Below are 24,003 nucleotides of genomic sequence, written 5' to 3'. Positions count from 1 at the left end.
GCGAAGGGCTTGCCGGCGGGCATCCGTTAACGATTAACGAAAGCCTTTGCGCCCGCATAAACGGCGCTGTCGCCCAGTTCTTCTTCAATGCGCATCAGTTGATTGTATTTTTCGATACGCTCGCCGCGGCAAGGCGCGCCGGTTTTCAGATGCCCCGCCCGTAACGCCACCGTCATATCGGCGATAAAACTGTCGGTGGTTTCGCCGCTGCGGTGAGAAATAAATGCGCCCCAGGCATGGCGGTGGCACAACTGCACGGCATCCACCGTTTCGCTCAACGAGCCTATCTGGTTGAGTTTAATCAACGCCGAATTGGCCAGATTTTCATCAATACCCCGTTGGATATATTTTACATTGGTCACAAACAAGTCATCGCCCACCAGTTCGACGACATTGCCGATGCTGTTGTATAACGTTTTCCAACCGGCCCAATCGTCCTCCGCCAAACCATCCTCCAGCAGCACGATGGGAAAATCACTGATGAGTTCGCGGTAATAATCGGTCATCTGGGCCGAGGTCAGCGCGCTACCCTCGGTGCGCAAATGGTATTTACCCTCGTGGTAAAATTCGCTGGAGGCCGGATCCATGCAGATGGCGATATCTTCTCCCGGACGATAGCCGGCTTTTTCCATCGCCCGGACCAGCAATTCCAGCGGCTGGCGATTGGACGCCACCGCCGGCGCGAATCCGCCTTCATCGCCGACGCCGGCGGACAGCCCCTCGTCCAACAGGATCTGCCGCAGGGCCTGATAGACTTCGCTGCCCCAGCGCAGCGCCTGGCGGAAGTTGTCGGCGCCCAGTGGGGCTATCATATACTCCTGAAAATCAGCGCCTTGTCCGCGGGCGTGCACGCCGCCGTTGATGATGTTCATGCAGGGCACCGGCAACAAATTGGCGCCAATACCGCCCAGGTAGCGATAAAGCGGCTGCCGCAGCGAAACAGCCGCCAATCGCGCCACGGCCAGCGATACGCCCAGGATCGCGTTGGCGCCCAGTCGGGCTTTGTTTTCCGTTCCGTCAATCGTCAGCATCATCCTATCTATATGACGCTGTCCGAAAATATCCTGTCCATGCAGGGCGTCGTTCAACTCATGATTGACGCTGTCGACCGCGTCTTGCACGCCTTTGCCGCCAAACCGCGACTTGTCCCCGTCCCGGCGTTCAATAGCTTCGCGCGAACCGGTGCTGGCGCCGGACGGAACGGAGGCACGGGCACAGAGTCCATCTGCGGACCAGGCATCCACTTCCACGGTGGGATTGCCCCGCGAATCCAAAATTTCACGAGCCACAATTTTTTCCAGCAATGTATTCATAAAACACCTCTTCTTGTTTTCCACAAAGTACCAGGGCACGGCCGGCGGCAGGTGTTTGCCCCCTCCCCGGCGGCCGGGCCGGTTATCGGACAGCGTAAATCGCGACGGAAGCGGCTTGCGCCGGCGGCGATAAACGCGGCGAGGCAGGGATCACCCTTAGCGGCGGAACAGGCGAAACGCAAGACATACTCTCTCCCGAAACGAAGAAGAGAACGGTATAAGAAGCAAGGGGATGAACCAATGCCCGATATACCAAACTCTTCCAGTGAAGATTGGAATACCAGGCGTCATCAGCAGGTTCGTTAAAATTCGTCGAAACGATGCGGTTGGGTAAGGTGGCACGCCATCACCTTATGACTAGTAAATTAGCGCATAACCAGACGCATTACAATTTCCTTTTGTCGACGTTGTTATTAACCGGGACTGGCCGCTTACCCGCCTACTTCTTTATCAATAAGAGCACGTTTGCCCATTGCCGGGCTGTGAGCCACAACACAGATAATTTCCCTTGGTTGCGCATAGTTGTTCTATTAGACGATTCATAGTTCTATCTGACAGAACATCAAGGAGCCCACTGTGGCGAAAAAAGAAGGAAATACCCCACAACTGATTGGCGTTACGCCAAGCGGGGTGGATGTCATTGATCGCGCCGTCGCCTTACTTTTCGCATTCAAAAAGGATGACCGCGCATTGACCTTGACCGAGCTTTCGCGACGTACCGGGCTCTACAAGAGCACGGTGCTGCGGCTGGCGGGCGCATTGTGCCATCACCGGCTTATGATCCGGCTGGAGGACGGCCGTTATGGCTTGGGTTCCGCTACATTCACGTTGGGATCGCATTACGTCACCGATCTTAACCTGAGCGATGTGTTACTGCCGCTGATGCGGGAGTTGAATTCACAATTGGGCGAAACCGTGTCTTTCCATATCCGCGAGGGAGATCACCGGGTATGTTTGTTTCGTATCAATTCTCAGTTCAGCGTGCGTGTCAATGTGCAGCAGGGGGACGTGCAGGCGTTGGATCGGGGAGCCGGCGGTCGGATACTACTGGCGTTTTCCGGCGAGTCCGGCGAGACCTACGACCACGTGCGCGAACGCTATTCCTACCAATCATTAGGGGAACGGGATGAAGAAACCGCGGGCATTTCCGTACCGGTATTCGGTATGGATCAACTGTTGGTCGGCGCGCTGGGTATTGTCGCCCCCATAAGCCGGTTGGATATGGCGTTAATGACGCAGTATCGCCCGATTCTGCTGGATATCGCGGCCCGTGCCACGGAACGGCTGGGCGGCGACGCGGCGCCTCTGTTGGACGCGAAAATCGGTAGCTTTGATTACGCTTAAGCGATGGGAGTGGAATAGCGATGTTTCAATGGTTCTCTTTGCTAAATAAAGGCGAAAAACGCACCTTTTGGGCCTGCTTTAGCGGCTGGGGCCTAGATGCGATGGATACACAGATGTAGGCGTTATCGATCCCGACCCTGATCGCATTGTGGGGTATGACTAAAGGACAGGCGGGATGGGCGCTGGGTTATGGCATAACCGTTATCTTATCCCCCCTGCTGTTCAACCTGTTTCCCCGCCGATATCGTATGGCGTATTTTGTTCGCGCTGGGCATCCTGCCGCCTCTGCTGGTTTTGTGGATTCGGCGCAATGTCGATGAAGCGCCGCTTTCTTCATTTCGGTAACTCGTTACCGTGTCACCCTTGCGGGTCAACAACGGTCCATTGCATCAATTGACAATGATAATGTATATCATTACTATTTGAAAAACACTTAAGTCAATAAACATTTTATTAACAAACAATTACTGTCCAATATCGATCACTTATGCCCTGAGGGACGCTTTAATGCACGCTGATTATGAAATGTATTTGCGACTGAAAACCCGGCATCCAAAAAAATACGCCCGTGATTTAGCTGCGTTGCTGCACGTTAGCGAAGCGGAGCTTGCTTCTCTTCGGGTCGGTCATGACGCATGCCGTTTGCGGATGGATGCGCCCGCGCTGCTCCACGCGCTGGAATCTGTCGGCGAAATCAAATCCATCACCCGCAATAGTTACGCGGTACATGAACAGGTCGGTTATTTCCGCAATCTGCGGCTAGGGGAACACAGCGGCCTGGCGCTTAATCCGCGCGGTCTGGATCTGCGGTTGTTCACCGACCATTGGCGCTTTGCATTCGCCCTGAGTGAAACCGCCGGCACAATGCAACGGCGAAGCATCCAGGTTTTCGACCGCCAAGGCGATGCGGTGATCAAAGTCTATACCACTGAGCGGACGGAACTGCCGGCTTGGGAAAACCTTATCGCCACTTTTACCGAAACGGCCAATCCCTTCCCCGTCCCCTCGGCGCAGCCGTTGACGGCGACCCACGTTCAGGCCCCGCCGCAACTGGAGCGGGAATGGCGGGCGATGACCGATGTACATCAATTCGCCGGTTTGCTAAAAAACCATCAACTGACACGCCAGCAGGCTTTCCGCGCCGTACCGGAAGATTTGGCCCGCCAGGTCGACAATGATGCGTTGCCATTATTGCTTGAGAAAGCGCGTCTCGATGGCAATGAAATCATGATCTTCGTCGGAAACCGCGGCTGCATTCAGATCTTTACCGGCATCATCGAAAAAGTGACGCCCTGGGAGAACTGGTTGAACATTTTCAATCGCGAATTCACGTTACATGTGATGCGGGACACCATTGAGGAAAGCTGGGTCACCCGCAAACCCACCCGCGATGGCTTCGTCACCAGCCTTGAACTGTTTGCCGCCGACGGTACGCAGATCCTGCAAATGTTCGGCCGACGCAATGAAGGCGAGCAGGAACAAACGCGCTGGCGCAGCCAGATCGACGCATTGCCGGTGGCCGGCGGAGTCACGTTATGAAACGCTGGTTGCTGATTTTATTGGCGTTGCCGTTTTCCTTGCTGGCCCAGCCGCGCATCATCACCATCGGCGGCGACGTCACCGAAATCGTTTTTGATCTGGACAATGGCCAAAACGTGGTGGCGCGGGACAGCACCAGCCTGCAACCGACGCGGGTCAGGAACTTGCCTGATATTGGCTATCTCCGCCAACTCAATACCGAGGGAATTTTATCACTGCGGCCGACATTGGTGCTGGCCAGCGAACTGGCGCAACCCTCCATGGTGTTAAAACAGTTGGAGAATAACGGGGTAAAGGTGGTGACGGTACCGGGTGAGACCTCGCCGGAAGGCATTTTGCATAAAATCGCCGTGGTGGCCGACGCGCTGGGGGCCGCAGAACAAGGGCGCTCGTTGCAACAGCAGGTCAAGCAGGCACTGGCGGCCATTCCTTCCAGGCCCCTGCCGGTCAAGGTGCTGTTTATCCTGAGCCACAGCGGCATGTCGGCCATGGCCGCCGGCCGGCAAACCGCCGCCGACGCCGCCATCAAGGCGGCCGGACTGGAGAACGCCATGAGCGGATACAACCATTACCAGGCATTATCCCAGGAAGGCGTTATCGCCAGCGCGCCCGATTTGGTGGTCATCAGCCGGGACGGCGCCGCCGGCCTGGGCGGTGAGGACCGGGTTTGGCAATTGCCCGGTCTGGCGCTGACCCCGGCCGGCCGACATCACCGGTTGCTGTTGGTGGATGATATGGCACTGCTGGGCTTCGGCCCCTCCACGCCCCAGGCCATCGCGCAATTGCGGCGCAGCGCGGAATCCGTGCGATGACGGCTTTGCCGATGTCGACCAAACTGCTGCTATTGCTGGCCCTCTTGACCACGGCGGCAGTGACGGCGGCCAACATGGGCGCCATGCCCATTTCGCTGAGGTTACTGTGGCAGGCCCCGTTTCACGACGCCATTTGGCGTATCTGGCTGAATATCCGCTTGCCGCGGGTGTTGCTGGCGGTCCTGGTGGGCGGCGCATTGGCGTTGTCCGGCGCCGTGATGCAGGGGCTGTTTCGCAATCCCCTGGCGGATCCCGGCTTGCTGGGGGTCAGCAGCGGCGCGGCCCTGGCGGTGGCCGGCTCGGTGGTGTTGCCGATATCCCTGCCGCCGTTGCTGGCGCTATATTCGCCGATGCTGGCCGCTTTTATCGGCAGTCTGGCGGTAATGCTGGCGATTTTCGCCCTTTGCCGCAAGGGAGAAAGCATGCTGGGACGGCTGCTGCTGGTGGGTATCGCCATTAACGCCCTGGCGGGGGCGGCCACCGGCGTGCTTTCCTGGCTCAGTAACGATCGTCAGTTACGCCAGCTTTCGCTTTGGGGCATGGGCAGCCTCGGCCAGGCGCAATGGTCGACGGCCGCCGTGGTGGCCACCCTGGTATTGCCGGCCGCTTTTCTTCTGCAACGCCATGCCGGTCGGCTCAATCTGCTACAGTTGGGCGAAGAAGAGGCTCACTATCTCGGCGTGGATGTCCGGCGAACCCAGCGTCATTTGCTGATTTTAAGCGCGTTGCTGGTGGGCGCCGCCGTGGCGGTCAGCGGTATCATCGGCTTCGTCGGATTGGTAGTCCCGCATGTCATGAGGATGTGGCTGGGCGCCGATCACCGTTGGCTACTGCCGGGGGCGACCCTGGCCGGCGCGATATTGCTATTGGCGGCGGATTCGGTGGCCCGCACCCTGGTGGCGCCGGCGGAGATGCCGGTCGGATTGCTGACCAGTCTGCTGGGGGGTCCCTGGTTTATGTGGCTTATCCTTAAAGAGAGGCGGGATGGCGATGTGTGAATCAGACTGTCTGACGGCGGAGGGTCTGGGTTATCGCCTGTCTGGCCGCACCCTGCTGCGTGACGTATCCCTGCGACTGGCCCCTGGCGAACTGGTGTCGCTAATAGGCCCGAACGGCGCGGGGAAATCCACCCTGCTGCGCTTGCTGGCCGGCTATCTCGTTCCCGCCGAAGGTCGGTGCCGCCTGAGGGGCCGCGACTTGGCCGATTGGCCGGCCGCCGCCCTGGCGCGTGAACGCGCGGTGATGCGCCAGCAAAATACCCTGTCGTTTCCCTTCAGCGCCGCCGAAGTGGTGGCCATGGCCCGCGCGCCCTGGTCGTCGCAAACCACCGCCGGTATAGTGGATAGCGTCATGGGGCTTACCGGTTGCCTGCCGCTGGCCAAGCGGGAATTTCGCGCGTTATCCGGCGGCGAGCAGCAGCGGGTGCGGATGGCGCAGGCCCTTGCGCAGTTGTGGCGGGAACAGGGCCCGCAGGGATGGCTGTTTCTCGATGAGCCCACTTCGGCGCTGGATTTATACCATCAGCAGCATATGCTGCGCTTGTTGAAACAGTTGACCGGCGCCGGCCATATTGCCATCTGTTGCGTACTGCACGATCTCAATCTGGCATCCCTTTGGTCTGATCGGGTCCTGCTGCTGCATCAGGGCGAACTGGTGGCCGGCGGCGCGCCGGAAGATATCCTGACCCAGGCGAGGCTGCAACAGTGGTATCGGGCCGATCTACAGGTTCAGCCGCATGGCGAAAGCGGCGTGCCGCAAATTTTTCTGCGGCGTTAGCGGGCGTCCGGCCGGCGGGCGCCGGTCCGCGCCCAGGCCCCGCGCCGGTATCCGGCGGATGAAACGCTTGTGATGTTTTACACGGGGATCACGCGCAAACCGCGATCTATCGTGGTAAAGGAGTCAAAACCCGCTTCAGTGATCACCCCGGTATCCTCCACCATCATCCCGCCCCATCCCGGTTCGTAATAGGGCGTTTCCAGGCAGAAGGTCTGGCCGGCCTGCAATACGGCGTCATTGCCTGGAACGATAACCGGCCATTCGTAACCAAGCAAACCAATGGCGTGACCGACATGCTGGCGGCGAAAGGGCTTTAACCCGGCGGCTTCCACCGCCGCGACGGTCTGGGCAAAGATCGCCCCCGCCACCGCGCCGGGCTTCGCCAGCCCCGTCGCCACGTCCCAGCCGGTCAGTAGGGCGTCGTAACGGAATTGCTGCAAGGGCGTCGGCTCGCCCATCACCGCCGTACGCGCCATGTCCGAACGATAGCCATAATAAGTACAGCCGATATCGAACCGCAGTAAATCTCCCCGCGCCAGGGGACGTTCGGTACTGAAAACATCGGCCAGGGCGCTTCTCGGGCCGCCGGCCACCGTGACGTTATCGGGCAGTCCGCCGGCGGCGGACATGGCGGCGGCCACGACATTGCTGACCTCCTTATCGGTCATCCCCACCGCGGCGGCCGCGATGCCGGCTTCAATCGCCTGTTCGGTCAGCACCGACACGGCGCGCAGCAAGGTCAGTTCAGCGGGCAATTTCCGGCTGCGGGCCTGTAACAGCCACAGGCCCGCATCGGTGAGATGATCACACCAGGCCGATAACGTATTTGCCGATGAGGGGGGTATACCTTGCCATTCCACCAACGCCCGCCGGGCCTTAACCGACGCCAGCACTTCGCGTAGCGCGCCATCGAAATCCCCATGACGGACGCGTAAGGTATTTGACGGACTGTCGCCGCTGAAAAAGAATGTTCCGAAAGGCGTGATATTTTCCGGCGGGATGCCCGCATCAATGGCCGGCGCGAAATCGGCGCTCGGCACAATCAGCCGGCACTCATCCGCGGTGAGCACCGCCGCGAACGCATAGGTCTTCTTCAGGCGCGCCGGCATACTGTCATAACCGGTGGCATAATGCATGCTTTCCACGCTGCTGACGATCAGAGCATCATGGCCGGATTCTATCAGACACTGTTTGAGGCGCTGGGCGCGATCCCGGGCCAGTTGGGCCAATGAGACGGGAACGGGTTTAAATACCATGACGTATCCTTATTGATGTCGTTAAAGCACTTTGGATAGAAACTCCATTACGCGGGGATGGCTGGCCTGGCCGAAAAAGGCCGCCGGTGTTTTTTCCTCAATGATCCGTCCGTCGGCCATAAACACGATGCGATCGCTGACTTCACGGGCGAAGTTCATTTCATGCGTCACCACGACCATGGTCATGCCCTCGCGCGCCAGGGAACGCATGACATCCAGCACCTCCCTGACCATTTCCGGGTCAAGGGCCGAGGTGGGCTCGTCGAACAACATCACCTCCGGCGCCATCGCCAACGCCCGCGCGATGGCCACCCGCTGTTTTTGTCCCCCGGACAGGTAGGCCGGCATGGCGGAGGCTTTGTCCGCCAACCCGACTTTGGCCAGCAGCGCCAGCGCTTCGGCGCGAGCGGTCGTCAGGGGCGTTTTTTTCAGGCGTACCGGACCGAGCATGATGTTGTCGATAACCGACATATGCGGAAAGAGATTGAAATGCTGGAAGACCATGCCCATACGTTGCCGCAGGCCATCGATATCGAAACCGGCGGCGAGGATATCCTCGCCGTCGATGAAAATTTCGCCGCCATCCGGTTCTTCCAGGCGATTAAGGCAGCGCAGCAGGGTGGATTTGCCGGACCCGGACGGCCCGATAACCGAGATCACCTCCCGCTCGCGCACCGCGAAGTCCACTGCCTTCAAGACATGCTGGGCACCGAAGTATTTTTGTAATCCGCGTACCGCGATCATTGAGAAAACCTTTTTTCCAGATAAAAGGAAAAGCGTTCGGCTATAAAGAAGATAATGAAATAGATAATGCCGACCATGCTTAAAACACGTATCGTATCGAAATTGGCTGAATAAATACTTTGCCCCCGCATGGTGAGTTCGGCGACGCCGATAACCGAGAGCAAAGACGTGTCTTTCAGGGTAATACTGAATTGATTGGCGACGGCCGGAATCATCCGCCAAAAGGCCTGGGGAAAGACAATCAGCCGCATGGCTTGCCAATGGGAGAAGCCGATAGTGCGTCCCGCTTCAAGCTGCCCCCGGTCCACGGATTCGATTCCCGCCCTGAATATCGCCGCCATAAACGCCCCGGTATACAGCGTCATGGCGACGGCGCCCGCCACCAGCGCGGGGATCCGGATGCCGGTCAACAAGGGCAGGCCGAAATAAATATATAAAATTTGAATAAGCAACGGCAGCCCGCGAAACAGACTATTATAGGTTTTCGCAATAACCTGGAGCGCCCGAAAGGCGGATATTTGCATCAATGCCACCAGCATGCCGATGGCTGAGCCGAAGACCATGGCAACCAGAGTAATGATCAGGGTATACCCGGCGCCGGCCAATAGCAGGGGCAAATAGCTCAATATTATTGACATACTGGTTTATTCCTCGCCTAAAACAAGAGCCTGTCGCACGGGACGACGCCTGAGGTCGCCCGCATTGGCGCCATCAATCTTTAATATAACGACCAATAATGGTTTTCAATTCGCCGGATTTTTTCATCGCCGTGATTTCATCGCTGAGCAGCGGCGTCCATTTACTGCCTTTGGGCAAAGCAAAAGCGATATCGGTGGGATCCCGGACGTCGCCCACGGTTCTGAGCGACGGATGCTTGCCCTGCTTGGCGATGAGATATTCGATGATGGCCGAATCATAAAACGCGGCGTCCGCATTGCCGGACTGAAGGGTAAGCAGAATATTGGCCTGGTCGGCCAGGGCTTTCACCGTGATATGGTATTGCGGCGCCAGTTTATTGAGGACGTTCAGCGCCGCCGATCCTTGCTGGGTCACCACGACCTTGCCTTCAAGGTCGGCATAGCGTTTGATCGGGCTGTTGACCGGCACGACCAATACACTGCCTTCCTGAAAGAAGGGCGTTGAAAAATCAATGATTTTTTTCCGTTCCGGGGTGACGAAAAAGCCCGCAACCGCGACATCGATTTGCGATGATTGCATGGCGGGAATCATGGCATCAAAGCCCATGGGGTCTTGGGCAATGCGAAAATGCCGCCGCGCGGCGATGGTTTTGAGAATATCATAAGTTATTCCTTTGAATTGGCCGTTTTCCTTGAACACGAACGGCGGCGCGCTTTCAATCAATATGCCTGCTTCAATATGATCCGCCGGCGGCGCGCTTTCAGCGCGGGCGACGCCATAACCGGCCGCCAGCCAGGAGATTCCGGCGAGAGCGATAATACGGAGTAAAGACCCACCGCGAGTTTTCATCATCATGTATTCCTGTGTCAGTGCCGGCGTGGAAAAACCGGAGAGGGTAGTGAATGTCGCGCGGTCATAAGCGAAACATTGTACCGATTATAGGTTCAGTGTTACCATAGCAATAGGACAAATATCGGTCAAGTTAAAACCGCTTTATTAACCGGCAAGATTTGATAGGATTTGCCGGTTCACGCAGGAGACAGTTATGTCGGGAAGTCAATCGCTGGAGAGGGGCCTGGCCATTCTTGAGCTTGTAAACGCGTCGACGCAGCCATTGGGCGTTCGGGAAATCGCCAGACAGTTGGATTTAAGTCCGACGATTGTACAGCGGTTCGTGAAAACCCTGACGGAACGCAATTATCTGAAACAGGACGAGGCAACCCGCCGTTACAGCATCGGCTACACGACACTGAGCCTCGGTTCTTCCCTGGCGCGCACGGATAACCTCTTGATGGCGGCTGACCAGGAATTGAACGCCATCGCGCGGGATTATTCCCTCAATGGTTATCTGGGCACCTTGCAGAATAATCGCGCGGTGTATCTCTTGTCGGTGAAAAGCCATGGTCCGATTGTATTGCTACGGCAGCCCGGCGAGCTGACCTACCTGCATACCACCGCCATGGGGAAAGTGCTCCTGGCATCGCTGCCCGAGGAAAGGGCGCGCTCCATGCTGGGCTGCGGACCGCTTGAGCGGAAATCCCCCTCGACCATTACCGATCCGGCCGCCATCCTGTCCCATTTGCCGGCCATCCGCCAGCAGGGTTACGCCGTGGTGGAAAATGAAAATATCGAGGGTATCGTTTCCATTGGCGCGCCCGTCAAAGACGCCGCCGGCAACGTGGTCGCCGCCATCAGCGTGGCCTATGCCCGCCAATTCGCGCCGGAACTGACCATCGAGAAAGTCGCCTTTATCGTGGCGGGTTCCGCGCTGACCATTTCAAAAAATCTCGGCTATCCGGGACGGTGATTCCGCCTTACCCCGCCCATTCTCCCCCCTTGCCGCGGGCGCCTTGCACGGTGCCTTCCCTTGACAGGCACAGGTTTTTTCGATAAATAGAAACAATGTTCCTATTATGAGAACACACTGTATCCCCATCATCAACCAGGATCCCGCCATGCATCAGACCACCCGCTGCGTACATCACCCCGAACCGCCTCTGGACGGATTTCGTTCGCTTTCAGTGCCCACATATCGAGCGTCGACCATTGTTTTCGATAGCGCCAGCGAATATTACCAGCGCAAAGACCGGGGGCCAGACGGTTATTCCTACGGTATGAACGGGACGCCCACCACCCGGGTTTTCGAACGACAGATCTCCCTGCTGCACGGAGGCGCCCACACCGTGGCGCTGCCCTCGGGCCAGGCGGCCATCGCCGCGGTTATCCTTAGCCTGCTGAAAAGCGGGGATCATATCCTGTTGCCCGACAGTGTCTATCCGCCGGTCAAGACCCTTTGCGCTCAACTGGCCGTGATGATGAACCTGACGTTCGATCGCTACGATCCTGTTCAAACCGAGGCACTGGCAACCAAAATTACCGACCGGACCCGGCTTATCTGGACGGAGTCGCCCGGTTCGTCCACGCTGGAAATCCAGGACATCCCGGCCATTGTCTCCCTGGCGCATCAGCGCGGGATCCTGGTCGGCTGCGACAATACCTGGGCCACGCCGTTACTGTTTCGGCCCATCGAGCACGGGGTGGATTTCGTGGTGGAGGCCGTGACGAAATACATCGGCGGTCATTCCGATCTGCTGATGGGCACGGTGACCACCGACAGCGACGATTTGTATGTATCCTTGAAAAAAACCATCGGCATGTTGGGGTACGCGGTTTCGCCGGACGATTGCGCTCTGGCGTTGCGGGGCATCGAAACCCTGCCGTTACGGGTTCGGCATTCGGGGGAAACCGCCCAACGACTGTCGGAAAGGATACGACGGCATTATCCCGCTTTCGAGGTACTCAATCCCGCCCTGGCCGGCGCCTGCGGCCATGAACTGTGGCAACGGGATTTTTCCGGCGGCAGCGGCGTATTTAGCGTGGTCTTGCGGGATGTTTCGCCGGAACGCCTCGATGGCGCCCTAAAGGGGCTTGGGGTTTTCGCGATAGGCGCATCCTGGGGCGGAACCCACAGCCTGCTGGCGCCGATGGTCGTCGCCAATGAGGTGGGTTCGCAGCGATTTCGCCCCGAGGACATCATCTTGCGGGTCAATATCGGCCTGGAGGAGGAACAGGATCTCTGGAATGACCTGTCGCGGATCCTCTCCAGGCTATCGGCATAAGCGCCCGGGCGGCATTGGCCCGCGGGGCTAATGCCGCTAACCGGATGTCAGCAGCATATTGCCCTGTCGCGCCCGGCTCACCGCCTCGCCCAGTTGCCATACCGCCATGGCGTACTGGGTGCTATGGTTATAACGCGTGATCACGAAGAAATTCGGCAAGCCGAACCAGTATTGGTAATAGTTGCCCATGTCCAGCCGCAACAGGCTGGCGTCGTCATTGCCCTGCAGCGATCCTCGCGGACTCAGCCCGGCCGCCGTCAGCGTGGCGACAGGATAGCGGGTATTATACCCCTGCGCCAGGAAGGGCGCCTGACCCTGCGCCGGTACCGCTACCGCGCCGCCCTTGACCCAACCGTGGGCCTTGAAGTAATTGGCCACGCTGCCGATGGCGTCCACAGGATCCCAGAGATTGACATGACCGTCGCCGTCGAAATCCACCGCGTAGGCTTTGAACGATGACGGCATAAACTGGCCGTAGCCCATGGCGCCGGCATAAGACCCCCGCAGGGACAGCGGGTCATCCCCTTCACTGCGCGCCATCAGTAAGAAAGTTTCCAGCTCGCCGGTGAAATAGTCGCTTCGGCGGGGATAGTCGAACGCCAGCGTGGCCAGGGCGTCGATAATCCGGGTTTTGCCCATAACCCTCCCCCAACGGGTTTCCACGCCGATAATGCCGACAATGATTTCCGGGGATACGCCATACACTTCCCAGGCCCGTTGCAAGGCATCCTGATACTGATCCCAGAACGCCACGCCGTTTTGCACATTGCCGGGGGTGATGAATTTATTGCGATAGCGGATCCAGGCGCCGTTTGGCCCGGTCGGCGGCAAGGATATCGGCGCCTGACGGTCCATCAAGTCCAGGACCCAGTCAAGGCGCCGGGTTTGCGCCAGCACGTCGTGCAATTGCTGGCGGTCGAAACCGTGTTCCCGGACCATTTTGTCCACGAAGCGGTCAACGGCCGGGTCGGCGGCAAAATCACCCGTTTGCGCCGCGCCGACATGGTCAGGCTGCAGCAGGAATCCACCGGAGGCCGGCGCGTTGAGCGTCTCCTGGCCAGGGGTTGGTTGCGGTTTACTGCTACAGGCGGAAAGAAGCATCATCAAAGGAAGTACAACAGCCAGGTAACGCATCAGTTATCCAAAACCAGCCAATTAAATATGTCAGATAGGGTAAATCATCGCCGGGCGCGAACAAACCCCAAAAACGCCGCGCCCGGAACCGGTAAATAACAGACAAACACGCTGGCCTCCAGTGGCGGCGCGGCGGCAAGCGCCAACGCGGCCATCAAGGAGCCAACGGGAAGTCTGGCGAGTATAGCACTTTCACACGGATCGACATACCTGGTCGATGCGCCTGTCGTATCAGGCGTTAACCTGTGTCCAGCTCGGCGGATTGCCAATACTCCGGCGCAAGGCATCGGTGAAGACGCGCAGCGGGCCCGACGGCGGCAAGGGCGCGCGCAGCAGATAGATGCCCCGCCGACGGGAAAACTGTCCGGAATATTCCGGCATTAGCCGGACCAGCCTGCCGCCGGCGATATCCGCGCCGACCGCCCAATCCGGCAGATAGCCGATGCCGACGCCGGCCACCGCCGCCGCCCGCAGCGTGTCGATATCGTCGCAACTGAATACCGACAGGACCGGCCGCTCAGCGAGCGGCGCGCCCAGGATGGACGCCCAGCCCAGAAGATCGACCCCGTGCATCCTGTCCAACAGGCAATGCTCCGCCAGTTCTTCCGGCGAGGACGGCGCGCTATGCCGCGCCAGGTAAGACGGGCTGGCGCACAGCATCCGGGTTTCGACGGCAATACGCGCCGCCGCCGGTCCCCCTTCCCCCGGCTCGCCGATGCATATCGCCGCATCCAGTCGCCCGTCCACCGGGTCAATGGGACGTTCCGTTAAATCCAGTTCGATCCGTAGCCGGGAGTAACGGGCTAACAGGCGTGAAACCACCGGCAGAACATAATACCGCCCGAAAGCGGGAACCGAAGCGATGCGCAACGATCCGGCCACATCGTCCTGCATATCGGTAATCTCCCGACGCGCGTCCTCAAGCTCGCCTAAAATTCGCCGGGCGCGCACTAATAGCGCCTGACCAATGTCCGTCAACACCAATGATCGGGTGGAACGAATAAACAAGGTCGCCCCCAGGCTGGCTTCCAGCGCATCGATTTGCCGGATGACCGACGAGGGGGTAACGCCGCGGCGCCTGGCGGCGCCCGAAAAACTGCCCTCTCGCGCCACTTCGTTGAAAACGCTCAAAAATTCAGCCAGACGTTGATTATCCATCAATGTAGTTCCGCCTAAAAATGAAGGTAATCAATGTTATTATCACGTTAACCTGGGCGGAAAATTCGAGGAACTTCACTAATAGCCTACTTTGCGCGGCATCGCCGCAGGAAAAGCCACAAACCGGCCCGGGCATTGACTCCCCCCATGGGCGGGCTTCGGCGTTGAGCCGGCGGTCGGCGGCAGAACCGCGCCAAGCCATTCTGGCGGTGGCGCGGCCCTGGGCTATGTCTTGTCCGGCAACGCATAGGCGATAATATAATCGCCGAGCTTGGTACCGAAAGAACCATGGCCGCCGGCGGCGATCACGACATATTGCCTGCCGTTGACCTCGTAAGTCATCGGCGTCGCCTGTCCGCCGGCCGGCAACCTTGTCTGCCACAACATCTCGCCGTTACTGACGCTGAAGGCACGCAGATAATTATCCGCCGTGGCCGCGATAAAAGCGACATTGCCGGCGGTCGAGATCGGCCCGCCCAGCATCGGCATACCCAGCTTAAACGGCAACGGCAGGGGCGAACTGTCGCGTACGGTTCCTAACCGTTTTTTCCAAACCACCTGATTGGTTTTCAAATCAAGGGCGGCGATGTAGCCCCAGGCCGGCTGTTTGCACGGCAATCCCAGCGGCGAGAGGAACGGGTTGAGCGTAACGCCGAAGGGCACGCCGTATTGCGGCTGGATACCCGCCTCGGAACCCCCGCCGGTTTGCGCATTCGGTTCCATGGGATTGCCCGCCCCGCGCGGAATCAATCGGGATACGAACGGCAGCGCCATCGGGTTGAGCACCGCCACCTGACGTCCGTTATCCACCGAAATACCGCCCCATTCGAACATACCGAGATTACCGGGAAATACCAGCGTACCCTGTTCGGACGGCGGCGTGAACGGCCCCGCATATCGCAGACGGTGAAACATGACCCGGCACATCAACTGATCATACAGTGTGGCGCCCCACATATCCTTGCCGGAGAGAGGATTTTTCGGCCGGAACGACAAGGCGGAATATGGCTGGGTGGGCGAAAGATGATCCCCTTTGACCGCCCCCTGGGGAACCGGCGTTTCGGTGACCGGGACGATTGGCTTGCCGGTCCGCCGGTCAAGCACGAAAATATCGCCGGTTTTGGTTGGAATATAAATGGCCGGTACGTTATTGCCATTCGCATCAATGGCATCCGCCAGGGTCGGCTGGGCCGGCACGTCCATATCCCACAGATCATGGTGAACCGTCTGGTAGAACCAGGCCAGTTTGCCGGTGGTGGCGTTTAGCGCCAGTAGTCCGCTGGCATAACGTTCCATGTCCGGGGTCCGGTTGCCGCCCCAGATATCGGGCGTTTCCACCCCCATGGGCAAATACACCAGGTTCAGCCGCGCATCATAGGCGGCCGGGGCCCATGAATTGGGCGAATTGGCGGTATAGAGTTGCCGTCCCTGGGGTAGGATATTGGGATCGTGACTGCCGGGATCGAAGGCCCAGAGCAATTTTCCGCTATTGATATCGAATCCGCGGATCACCCCGGAAGGTTCCCGCGTCGAATAGTTATCCGTAACCGCGCCGGCAACCACAATCACTGAATCGGTGACGATGGGCGGCGAAGTGGGTTCGTAGGCGCCGGCCTTGGCATTGGGCATATTGTTTTGCAAATTCAGCTTGCCGTTCTCGCCGAAATCGGGACAGGGCTTACCGCTGTCGGCATCCAGCGCATAGAGATTGCCGTCATTGACCGGTAGCAGAACCCGTCGGGCGCATAAGGCCAAAGGCGTACCGGCGGATGCGGTCCGCGCCGCGGGCGTTTCATGGTAGGACACGCCGCGGCAGGTCGTGTGCTGGAAAGACGGCTCGGTTTTCAGCCCCGGATCGAATCGCCATTTTTCTTTGCCGGTCGCGGCGTCGAGGGCGAATAGCCGCTGGTGAGGCGTACACAGATACAGCGTGTCGCGGATCTTGATGGGCGTGACCTCATCGGTGATTTCCACCGGATCCGAGGCGGTCTTCATGTCGCCGGTGCGAAAAATCCAGGCTTCTTTCAAATGCCCGACGTTTTTATCATTGATCTGCGTCAGCGGCGAGTAACGCACGCCTTCCTGGGTACGGCCGTAGGCAGGCCAATCGCCATCGGGGATGCCATTGGTTTGACGACCGCTCGCCGCCGCCTCGACGGTAGGCGCATCGGCGCTCAGCACGCCGTTAATCTGTTGCGGATCATTGAAAACCGCGTACACCAATACCAGCGCGGTAATCAGCAGCGTGGTGGACAGCGCGCCGCGCGCCATATTGTTTTTAACCCGCGGGCGACGATGGATAAATGGCAGCGTAAGCCATAGGCCAAAGAAGAAGGTCACGTCCAGGCGGGGCGTCAGCGCCCAGAAATCAGAGCCGACCTCCCACAACGACCAGGCCACGGTGCCGAGCAGGAATACCGCATAAAGCCACAGCGCAAGCGGGCGTCGAAGGTATAACAGCCAGGCGGTGGCCAGCATCACCGCTCCGGCGATAAGGTAATACCACGACCCTCGCAACGCAATCAGCCAGATACCGCCGATGAAAAGATAACCACCACTCAATACGGCAAACAACACCGTGATAATGTTAAGAAATCGTGCTCCCCGTCCCCGATTTTGCATCTGTCGCACCTTGAATTTTCATGGCTCTCGCAACGCTTTCTGTTCACAACGTCAACTATTGATATTGAAATCAAATCATTTCAAAGTATAGAGTCACTTTTTCATCCTGCCGCGTTTCCTGATCCCGCCTGAGACGGGCGATGCCTGAAACAGCGCGATATCATGAGCGGTACGCCGCGAACCGGCGCCGCCGAGGCTTAATGGCCTAAAGCCATTGGCCGGCGTATTTTCAGCAAAATGCCACTGCCGCCCCATCGAATGTCAGGTCGGTTATCTTGCCTTTCAGATAATTCGCAAAAGGCGAAAAATAATGTCGTCCACCCTGTTATAGCCCTTGAATTTATTTTTCAGAGGCTCATGATAGCCCCTGCGAAACGATCCAATACCGGACGTTTTTCCAACAAGGCAAATAGTATGTCCATGAATGACAAAAACAGCAAATCGGCCGCTGTAAATGGTAATACACAAAAAAATCCCAAGACCGCTCCCGGTGCAAAGCCCGCAGCAACCAATATGCAACCGAATGATAAAAAAAGAAAATAATTGAGATATCGGGGCCGGAGCGATATACCCCGACCCCATGTGAAGATGACGTATTCAATTCTCTGAAAATATCCCGGCTTAATAGATCACATCACCGCCAGTACGCCGTATAATATATCGCCCACGAGCCTCATAAATATATATCTATTCGTCATACTTCAAGCCGCCTCTTTGTTGGCTGCGTTCGCTCACCCCGGTCACATGGTGATCTATGCGTCTGGGGAGGCATGCGAGACATCCTGTCTCTCGCCGGCGTCCCGCCGCTGATGGTTCGACTTCAATGTCGGCGAATGCGTCACTCCCTTGCCGCCGTGATACAACCCGAAGCCTTCGAAGTATCAATCTTCCCCGCCCGTTTGCCGGTGGAACGCTTTCGCCGGTAGCGCTTTCGTTCAAGGAATATTTACCCTACCCGCCATTACCGCGCGTATGCCGGGCTATGGCGCCGGTATGACGTCTCCGTTTTGCCGTACACGGACCAATACCGGATCCCGACGGTATCGGTTGGGGAACCCTTGGCGTAATTGCGCCAGTTTCGGCAAATCATTGATTACAATGTACGGGGCCTGGGGATGATCGGCCAGATAATTCTGGTGATAGGCCTCGGCCGGATAAAATAGCGCGCCGGTTTCCACCGTGGTGGCCAACGGTGCGCTAAAGAGGTGGCTGGCGTTTAACTGTTGGATATATGCCTGGGCCACCTGCCGTTGCGCTTCGGTCTGCGGGAACACGGCCGACCGATATTGGCTGCCGTAATCGGGCCCCTGGCGGTCATGCTCGGTGGGGTCGTGGACGACGGAAAAAAAGATGTGCAGCAAAGCGCCATAAGAAATTCGCGTGGGATCAAAGGTCACCGCCACCGATTCCGCATGCCCGGTATTACCGCCGCTGACGGCCGCATAAGAGGCATCGCGCGCCGCGCCGCCGGTATACCCGGCCACGGCATCCGTGACGCCTTTGACATGTTGGAATACCCCTTGCACCCCCCAGAAACACCCGCCGGCGAACACGGCGGTTTCATCATGGCCGGTCGCCGGCGTCTCGTCCCGGACCGGCGCGGGAATCGCCACCGTCCGGTCGCTTGCATCCCGCGACCAGGCCGCCCCCCACAGTAACGCCCACGCGGCGGCGGCCAGCAGTCCGCAACGCCACCGCCAGCCGAGTGTAAAGAATCTGATTGTCATCGTCGACCTCGCTTATCATCAGCCAAAGGTAAAGGCGTAAGCCGTCACGCCGGGATCGAGAAATTTGATGGCGAAAGTGTGTTCGCCATCGCCGTTTTTCAAGCGGATCAATTGGTACAAACGCTGATCGGTGACCGTACCGTCGCCGTTGGGCGCGACATCCACCCCATGCATATCCCCCGGCGCCTTACCGTCGAGCGTCACATGGAATCGGACAGGTTTACCGTCCGACCCGGGCCCCAGCACCAAATGTAAATCCCTGGCATGAAACCGGTAAAGAATACGGCCGGCGGCGCCATCGAGAGCCACATTTTCCGGCCCCACCGTCCAACGTCCTTCCAGCCCCCACTGATCGGTCGTCGGCGCGACCGGCGCGTGATACTCGGCCGGCGCGTCGTTAATGGCCCGCGAGGCGAAATTTTCCGCACGCCGGTAACCCAGATAGGTTTCCGGCGAAATATCCGCCAGTCCGCCGGCCGCTTGCTCCACGCCTTGTCCGCTAACCTGGCTGAGGGTGTCGCTCACATTGCGCGCGCCCGCCTCGCGCAACAACTGCTGGATGACCTGTTCGGAGCGGCCGTACTCCCCTTCGCCGAAATGCGCGTAACGGATATGCCCTTTGGCATCGATAAAGTAATGCGCTGGCCAGTATTGGTTATCGAAAGCCCGCCAAATACGGTAGTCGTTATCAATGGCGATGGGGTAATGGATCCCTAATTTACCGGCTTCCCGCGTCACATTGGCGATATTGCGCTCAAAAGCGAATTCCGGGGCATGCACGCCGATAACCACCAGCCCTTGATCGTGATATTTTGCCGCCCAGGCTTCGATATAGGGCAACGTTCGCAGGCAATTGATACAGGAATAGGTCCAGAAATCCACCAGAACGACCTTGCCGCGTAACGCGGCCGCGGTCAGGGGCGGGGAATTAAGCCACCGCACCGCGCCGTCCAGCGACGGCATGGGCCCCAAATCCGGCAGCGCCGTCGCGCCGCCTTCCGGGGAGGAGACAGCGGCGGCCTGCGGTGCCGGGCTTTTGGCGCCGGACGCCAGACTGTCGAGCAGCCTTTGTTCTAAGCCGCTGGTGGAAACCGTGGAAATACGCGCCAGCACGCCGGTATCGTAACCCAGCCCAATCGCGGCCACGCCCAACAGCATGGCCGCGCCGATACCGCGCCGAATCCATTCGCCGGCCCCAAGACTTCGTTTCATTACGCTAAATACCTTGCCGCCGATAAGCAGCGCCAGCGTCAATGAGGTGGCCGCCCCGGCGGCATAGGACAGCAATAGCAACGTCGAACCGGCGCTGGCGCCTTGCAGCGCGGCGCCGGTTAGCACCAAACCGAGAATCGGACCGGCGCAAGGCGCCCAGAGCAACCCGGTGGCAACCCCCAGCAGCAGCGACGACCCGACCGACGCCGCCCCGCCGCCGCCCGCGCCGAGGAGCGCCGTGTTCATCCGATTGCCCGCCGACACCAACGGCCGCATAAGATGATCGGCCAGACGTGGGAACAGCAGCGTTACGCCAAACAGCGCCATCAGGATAAGCGCAACAGCCCGGCCATATTGATTCGCCGACACCACCCAACCGCCGCCCACCGCCGCCAGGGCGGCCACCAGGGTAAAAGTCAGCGCCATTCCCGCCAACAACGGCAGACCGGTGCGTGAAAACGGTTGATCGGAACGGGCGAACACAAACGGCAATACCGGCAAAATACAGGGACTGGCGATGGTCAACATCCCGCCGAGGTATGCAAGAACAATAAGTAACACGGCCTATCCTTATGCCCGGACTGGCGGGCCCATGATCACACTCTCGCGCTCGCCCCGTTTCCTGGCAATGCCATATGGCGGCGATGGCGCGACCCATGCGGCGGGTACCTGAACCCGCCGCGATGAATAACAGTGAATAACAGTAGAATGGCAAAGCGACCCGTCCCTGCCCATGACCGCCCCATGACAATATTGTCATTTTCCCGGACGGCGAATGCCCGCCGGCGGCGATGGATTGTGTCAAGTTTTGTGATTGCGATTTGCCAAATTTCCTCCTATCGTTTCGCTTATCGAATGTCCGGACTTCCCGTCCCGGGTTTTTGTTGGGCGGTAAAAGGAGAAACAGGGTGCAGGTTGATTATTATCTGGGGGTGGACGGCGGAGGGACTCAGTGCCGCTCGCGGTTAATTGATGGCAATAACCAGGTACTGGCCGAACACTCGGGAGGCGCGGCCAATATCTATTCCAGTTTTTATGACGCCATGAGCAACGTCAGCCGTCTGGTTGCCGATACGCTGCAAGCGGCCTCGTTACCCGAGGAGGCACTGGGTCGGACCAGCGTGGTGTTTGGCCTGGCCGGCGCCAATGTCACCGAGAGCCGCCGGCGAGCGCAAGCCTGGCCGACACCCTACGCCCGAAGCCGGATCTTGTCGGATGTGGAAATCGCCTGCCTGGGCGCGCACCGCGGTTTGCCCGGCGCGGTACTGATCGTTGGCACCGGCAGCCAGGGCGCCGCTTGGAATGGCAGCCAGTTTTATTGCCTGGGCGGCTGGGGAATGGCCTTATCCGATCAGGGCTCAGGCGCGGTACTTGGCCAGCGGGCGATGCGCCTGGCGCTGCAAAGCCACGAGGCCATGATACCCTCGACGGCGCTGACTCGCGCGCTTATGGCACAGTTTAATAATTCCCCGGAAAATCTGTTGCGCTGGTCAAGCACCGCTACGCCGGCCGACTGGGGCCGTTGCGTGCCGTTGATTTTCAAATTGGCGGGCAAGGGCGACAAGGTCGGGCAACGATTGCTGAAAAAAACCGTCGATGAAATCAAACAAATGGTGCTGCGGTTGACGGATTACGTCGGGAAACCGCTCTGCCTGATGGGGGGGTTGGCGCAACCCATCATGCCCTGGCTGGCGCCGGATATCAGACGGAAAATCGTCCCGGCGCAAGGTGATGCGCTGGATGGCGCCCTGCTATTGGCAAGCAAATCATGATGTCTTACCCGACAGGATCCCGCCGAAGACTTGATGGGCGGTATCGGCGATCATCTGTCCGGCGCCACGGTCGCCCTTAACCAGGGATGACATGAAAGCCTTGGCCTGTTGCAGGGTGATATGCGGCGGTAAGGGCGCGATTTCCGGATCGGTTTTCACCTCCAGCACCACCGGGCGGTCGGCGGTGAGTGCATCCATCCAGGCCTCGCGCAATGCCTGCGGCTCTTCCACAAAAAGGCCCTTAAGCCCCAATGAATCGGCAAAGCGGGCATAACCCACCGATGGAATCAACTGGCTGGCGGGAAATTGCGGATTGCCTTCCATCACCCGCTGCTCCCAGGTCACCTGATTCAAATCGCCATTATTGAAGACACAGACAACCAGACGCGGGTCCTGCCAGCGTCGCCAGTATTTCTGGAGAGTGATAAGTTCCGCCAGGTTGTTCATCTGCATAGCGCCGTCGCCCACTAGCGCTACCACCGGCGCCGATGGATAAGCGAACTTGGCGGCAATGGCGTAGGGCACCGCCGCGCCCATACATGCCAGTCCGCCGGACAGCGACGCGCGCTGTCCCTGTTTTACCCGGTAATCGCGGGCATACCAATTGACACAAGAACCCGAATCGGATGTGACAATGGCATTTTCCGGCAATAGCGACGACATTTCCCATACTACCCGCTGGGGATTGACCGGATGGGCATCGGCCATGGCCCGTTCTTCCAAAGTCCGCCACCAATCCTTGACGCTGAGGGCGATTTGCTCCTGCCAACGCCTATCCTGTTTGTGCAAAAGCCGCGGCAGCAACTCGCGCAGGGTCTCGGCGGCCCCACCGTGCAAGCACACTTCCGCCGGATAACGCAGCCCAAGCATGGCCGGATCGATATCGATCTGCACCGCGCGCGCCTGCCCCTCGTCAGGCAAGAATTCCGCCCAGGGAAATCCGGTGCCCACCATTAATAAAGTATCGCATTGCCGCATCATATCCCAGGACGGTTTAGTGCCAAGCAAACCGATGGCACCGGTAACGAAAGGCGCATCATCCGGCAAGACGTCTTTGCCAAGCAATGCCTTGGCCACGCCAGCGCCGAGCAATTTGGCCGTCCGCACCACTTCCACCGCCGCCCCACGCGCGCCGGCGCCGATAAGTATCGCCACTTTTTTACCTGCATTGAGTACCTCGGCGGCCCGTTGCACATCTTCTGCGTCTGGCAGCGTTCTCGGCCGCCGATAGCCCGGCCCGGAACGGGTAAAACCATGGGCGTGCTTCGGTTCCCGCCAGGGTTCGTCCTGGACATCCTTAGGTAGGATCAGAACGGTGATCCCATTTTGCGCCAAAGCAATCCGCACGCCGCGATCCACGAGATGGCGGACCTGGGCCGGCGAAGCCGCTTCCTGCACAAAGTTACCCACATCGGCGAAGATACGATCAAGATTAAGTTCCTGCTGATAACTGGCGCCGCGCGCGGTAACCTCCGCCTGCCCAGCGATGGCCAATACCGGCGCATGATCCATTTTTGCGTCATACAAACCGGTAAGCAGATGGGTGGCGCCCGGTCCGCCGGTGGATAAACACACGCCCAGTTCACCCGTAAATTTGGCATGGGCGCTGGCCATGAACGCCGCCATTTCCTCATGGCGAACTTGTATGAATTCTATGCCCTCACCCTTCTGCTCTGCCCGCTGCAGGGCGCCGAGCACGCCGTTGATGCCATCGCCGGGGTAGCCGTAGATCCGACTGACACCCCAGGCCCGCAAGCGTTCTACCACAAAATCACTGGTTAGTTTGGTCATCGCCGCCCTCAATGTTGTGAAGATCATCACTCCATTAAGGATAGC

20 protein-coding genes and 1 riboswitch are annotated in these 24,003 nt (G+C 58.9%); of the genes, 9 read left to right on the top strand and 11 right to left on the bottom strand.

Going from position 1 to position 24,003, the window contains the following annotated elements; genetic code table 11:
- Positions 1-26: 26 nt before the first annotated feature.
- Entirely contained in the window at positions 27-1,313 is a 1,287-nt protein-coding gene (eno, locus tag FCN80_RS10175; RefSeq protein ID WP_136990044.1) for a phosphopyruvate hydratase, read from the bottom strand.
- Between the two features lie 274 nt (positions 1,314-1,587).
- Positions 1,588-1,673: riboswitch (Fluoride riboswitch) on the bottom strand.
- 216 nt (positions 1,674-1,889) lie between these two features.
- Between eno and FCN80_RS10170 the strand changes: the two genes are divergently transcribed.
- The 5 genes from FCN80_RS10170 to FCN80_RS10145 all read left to right on the top strand — a co-directional run bounded on the left by FCN80_RS10170 (position 1,890) and on the right by FCN80_RS10145 (position 6,784).
- Positions 1,890-2,657, top strand: a complete 768-nt coding sequence (locus FCN80_RS10170; RefSeq protein ID WP_136990043.1) for an IclR family transcriptional regulator — start codon at positions 1,890-1,892, stop codon at positions 2,655-2,657.
- A 507-nt stretch (positions 2,658-3,164) separates the two neighbouring features.
- Positions 3,165-4,196, top strand: coding sequence for a hemin-degrading factor (locus tag FCN80_RS10160; RefSeq protein WP_136990042.1), 1,032 nt, complete (start codon positions 3,165-3,167; stop codon positions 4,194-4,196).
- Positions 4,193-5,008: a heme/hemin ABC transporter substrate-binding protein gene (locus tag FCN80_RS10155; protein WP_136990041.1), complete on the top strand. Its 816-nt coding sequence runs from the start codon at positions 4,193-4,195 to the stop codon at positions 5,006-5,008. The genes FCN80_RS10160 and FCN80_RS10155 overlap by 4 nt, the downstream gene beginning before the upstream one ends.
- On the top strand, positions 5,005-6,006 hold the full coding sequence (locus FCN80_RS10150) for a FecCD family ABC transporter permease (protein WP_136990040.1): 1,002 nt from the start codon (positions 5,005-5,007) through the stop codon (positions 6,004-6,006). Before FCN80_RS10155 ends, FCN80_RS10150 begins: the two co-directional genes overlap by 4 nt.
- Positions 5,999-6,784, top strand: coding sequence for a heme ABC transporter ATP-binding protein (locus FCN80_RS10145; protein WP_136990039.1), 786 nt, complete (start codon positions 5,999-6,001; stop codon positions 6,782-6,784). The genes FCN80_RS10150 and FCN80_RS10145 overlap by 8 nt, the downstream gene beginning before the upstream one ends.
- Positions 6,785-6,861: 77 nt before the next feature.
- Here FCN80_RS10145 and FCN80_RS10140 read toward each other — a convergent pair whose 3' ends face one another.
- The 4 genes from FCN80_RS10140 to FCN80_RS10125 form a co-directional block, all read right to left on the bottom strand.
- The gene (locus tag FCN80_RS10140; RefSeq protein ID WP_136990038.1) at positions 6,862-8,040 is read right to left on the bottom strand and encodes a M24 family metallopeptidase; all 1,179 of its coding nucleotides are present in this window, start codon (positions 8,038-8,040) and stop codon (positions 6,862-6,864) included.
- A gap of 21 nt (positions 8,041-8,061) precedes the next feature.
- The gene (locus tag FCN80_RS10135) at positions 8,062-8,784 is read right to left on the bottom strand and encodes an amino acid ABC transporter ATP-binding protein (protein WP_136990037.1); all 723 of its coding nucleotides are present in this window, start codon (positions 8,782-8,784) and stop codon (positions 8,062-8,064) included.
- Positions 8,781-9,422 carry an amino acid ABC transporter permease gene (locus FCN80_RS10130; protein WP_136990036.1) on the bottom strand — a complete coding sequence of 214 codons (642 nt, stop codon included), beginning with the start codon at positions 9,420-9,422 and terminating at the stop codon, positions 8,781-8,783. The genes FCN80_RS10135 and FCN80_RS10130 overlap by 4 nt, the downstream gene beginning before the upstream one ends.
- A gap of 73 nt (positions 9,423-9,495) precedes the next feature.
- The gene (locus FCN80_RS10125) at positions 9,496-10,278 is read right to left on the bottom strand and encodes a substrate-binding periplasmic protein (protein ID WP_136990035.1); all 783 of its coding nucleotides are present in this window, start codon (positions 10,276-10,278) and stop codon (positions 9,496-9,498) included.
- A gap of 190 nt (positions 10,279-10,468) precedes the next feature.
- Here FCN80_RS10125 and FCN80_RS10120 point away from each other — a divergent pair, with 190 nt between their 5' ends.
- Both FCN80_RS10120 and FCN80_RS10115 read left to right on the top strand, forming a co-directional pair.
- Positions 10,469-11,230, top strand: a complete 762-nt coding sequence (locus FCN80_RS10120; protein WP_136990034.1) for an IclR family transcriptional regulator — start codon at positions 10,469-10,471, stop codon at positions 11,228-11,230.
- A gap of 106 nt (positions 11,231-11,336) precedes the next feature.
- On the top strand, positions 11,337-12,542 hold the full coding sequence (locus FCN80_RS10115; protein ID WP_230492596.1) for a trans-sulfuration enzyme family protein: 1,206 nt from the start codon (positions 11,337-11,339) through the stop codon (positions 12,540-12,542).
- Between the two features lie 36 nt (positions 12,543-12,578).
- Here FCN80_RS10115 and mltB read toward each other — a convergent pair whose 3' ends face one another.
- From mltB to FCN80_RS10100, 3 genes are all read right to left on the bottom strand, one after another.
- Entirely contained in the window at positions 12,579-13,676 is a 1,098-nt protein-coding gene (gene mltB / locus FCN80_RS10110; protein WP_136990033.1) for a lytic murein transglycosylase B, read from the bottom strand.
- A gap of 231 nt (positions 13,677-13,907) precedes the next feature.
- Complete coding sequence (locus FCN80_RS10105) at positions 13,908-14,834, bottom strand: LysR family transcriptional regulator (RefSeq protein ID WP_136990032.1); 927 nt, start codon at positions 14,832-14,834, stop codon at positions 13,908-13,910.
- A 225-nt stretch (positions 14,835-15,059) separates the two neighbouring features.
- Complete coding sequence (locus FCN80_RS10100; RefSeq protein ID WP_136990031.1) at positions 15,060-17,456, bottom strand: glucose/quinate/shikimate family membrane-bound PQQ-dependent dehydrogenase; 2,397 nt, start codon at positions 17,454-17,456, stop codon at positions 15,060-15,062.
- A 414-nt stretch (positions 17,457-17,870) separates the two neighbouring features.
- Between FCN80_RS10100 and FCN80_RS27230 the strand changes: the two genes are divergently transcribed.
- Positions 17,871-17,999, top strand: coding sequence for a hypothetical protein (locus tag FCN80_RS27230; RefSeq protein WP_306767866.1), 129 nt, complete (start codon positions 17,871-17,873; stop codon positions 17,997-17,999).
- 437 nt (positions 18,000-18,436) lie between these two features.
- On the opposite strand, the gene msrA is transcribed toward FCN80_RS27230, so the two are convergent.
- Both msrA and FCN80_RS10090 read right to left on the bottom strand, forming a co-directional pair.
- Entirely contained in the window at positions 18,437-19,183 is a 747-nt protein-coding gene (gene msrA, locus FCN80_RS10095) for a peptide-methionine (S)-S-oxide reductase MsrA (RefSeq protein WP_136990030.1), read from the bottom strand.
- Positions 19,184-19,201: 18 nt separating this feature from the next.
- Positions 19,202-20,956 (bottom strand): cytochrome c biogenesis protein DipZ, encoded by a 1,755-nt coding sequence (locus tag FCN80_RS10090; RefSeq protein WP_136990029.1) that lies wholly within the window; start codon positions 20,954-20,956, stop codon positions 19,202-19,204.
- A 347-nt stretch (positions 20,957-21,303) separates the two neighbouring features.
- Here FCN80_RS10090 and FCN80_RS10085 point away from each other — a divergent pair, with 347 nt between their 5' ends.
- Positions 21,304-22,167, top strand: a complete 864-nt coding sequence (locus FCN80_RS10085; protein WP_136990028.1) for a glucosamine kinase nucleotide-binding domain-containing protein — start codon at positions 21,304-21,306, stop codon at positions 22,165-22,167.
- Here the strand turns inward: FCN80_RS10085 and FCN80_RS10080 are convergent.
- Positions 22,162-23,958 (bottom strand): thiamine pyrophosphate-requiring protein, encoded by a 1,797-nt coding sequence (locus tag FCN80_RS10080; protein WP_136990027.1) that lies wholly within the window; start codon positions 23,956-23,958, stop codon positions 22,162-22,164. The genes FCN80_RS10085 and FCN80_RS10080 overlap by 6 nt on opposite strands.
- Between the last annotated feature and the right edge of the window lie 45 nt (positions 23,959-24,003).

It is taken from the genome of Martelella alba, from assembly GCF_005217455.1.
Classification (GTDB): Bacteria; Pseudomonadota; Gammaproteobacteria; order Enterobacterales; family Enterobacteriaceae; genus Acerihabitans.
Note: the sequence above shows the minus strand (reverse complement) of the source record. Positions and strands in the feature narration are given on the sequence as shown.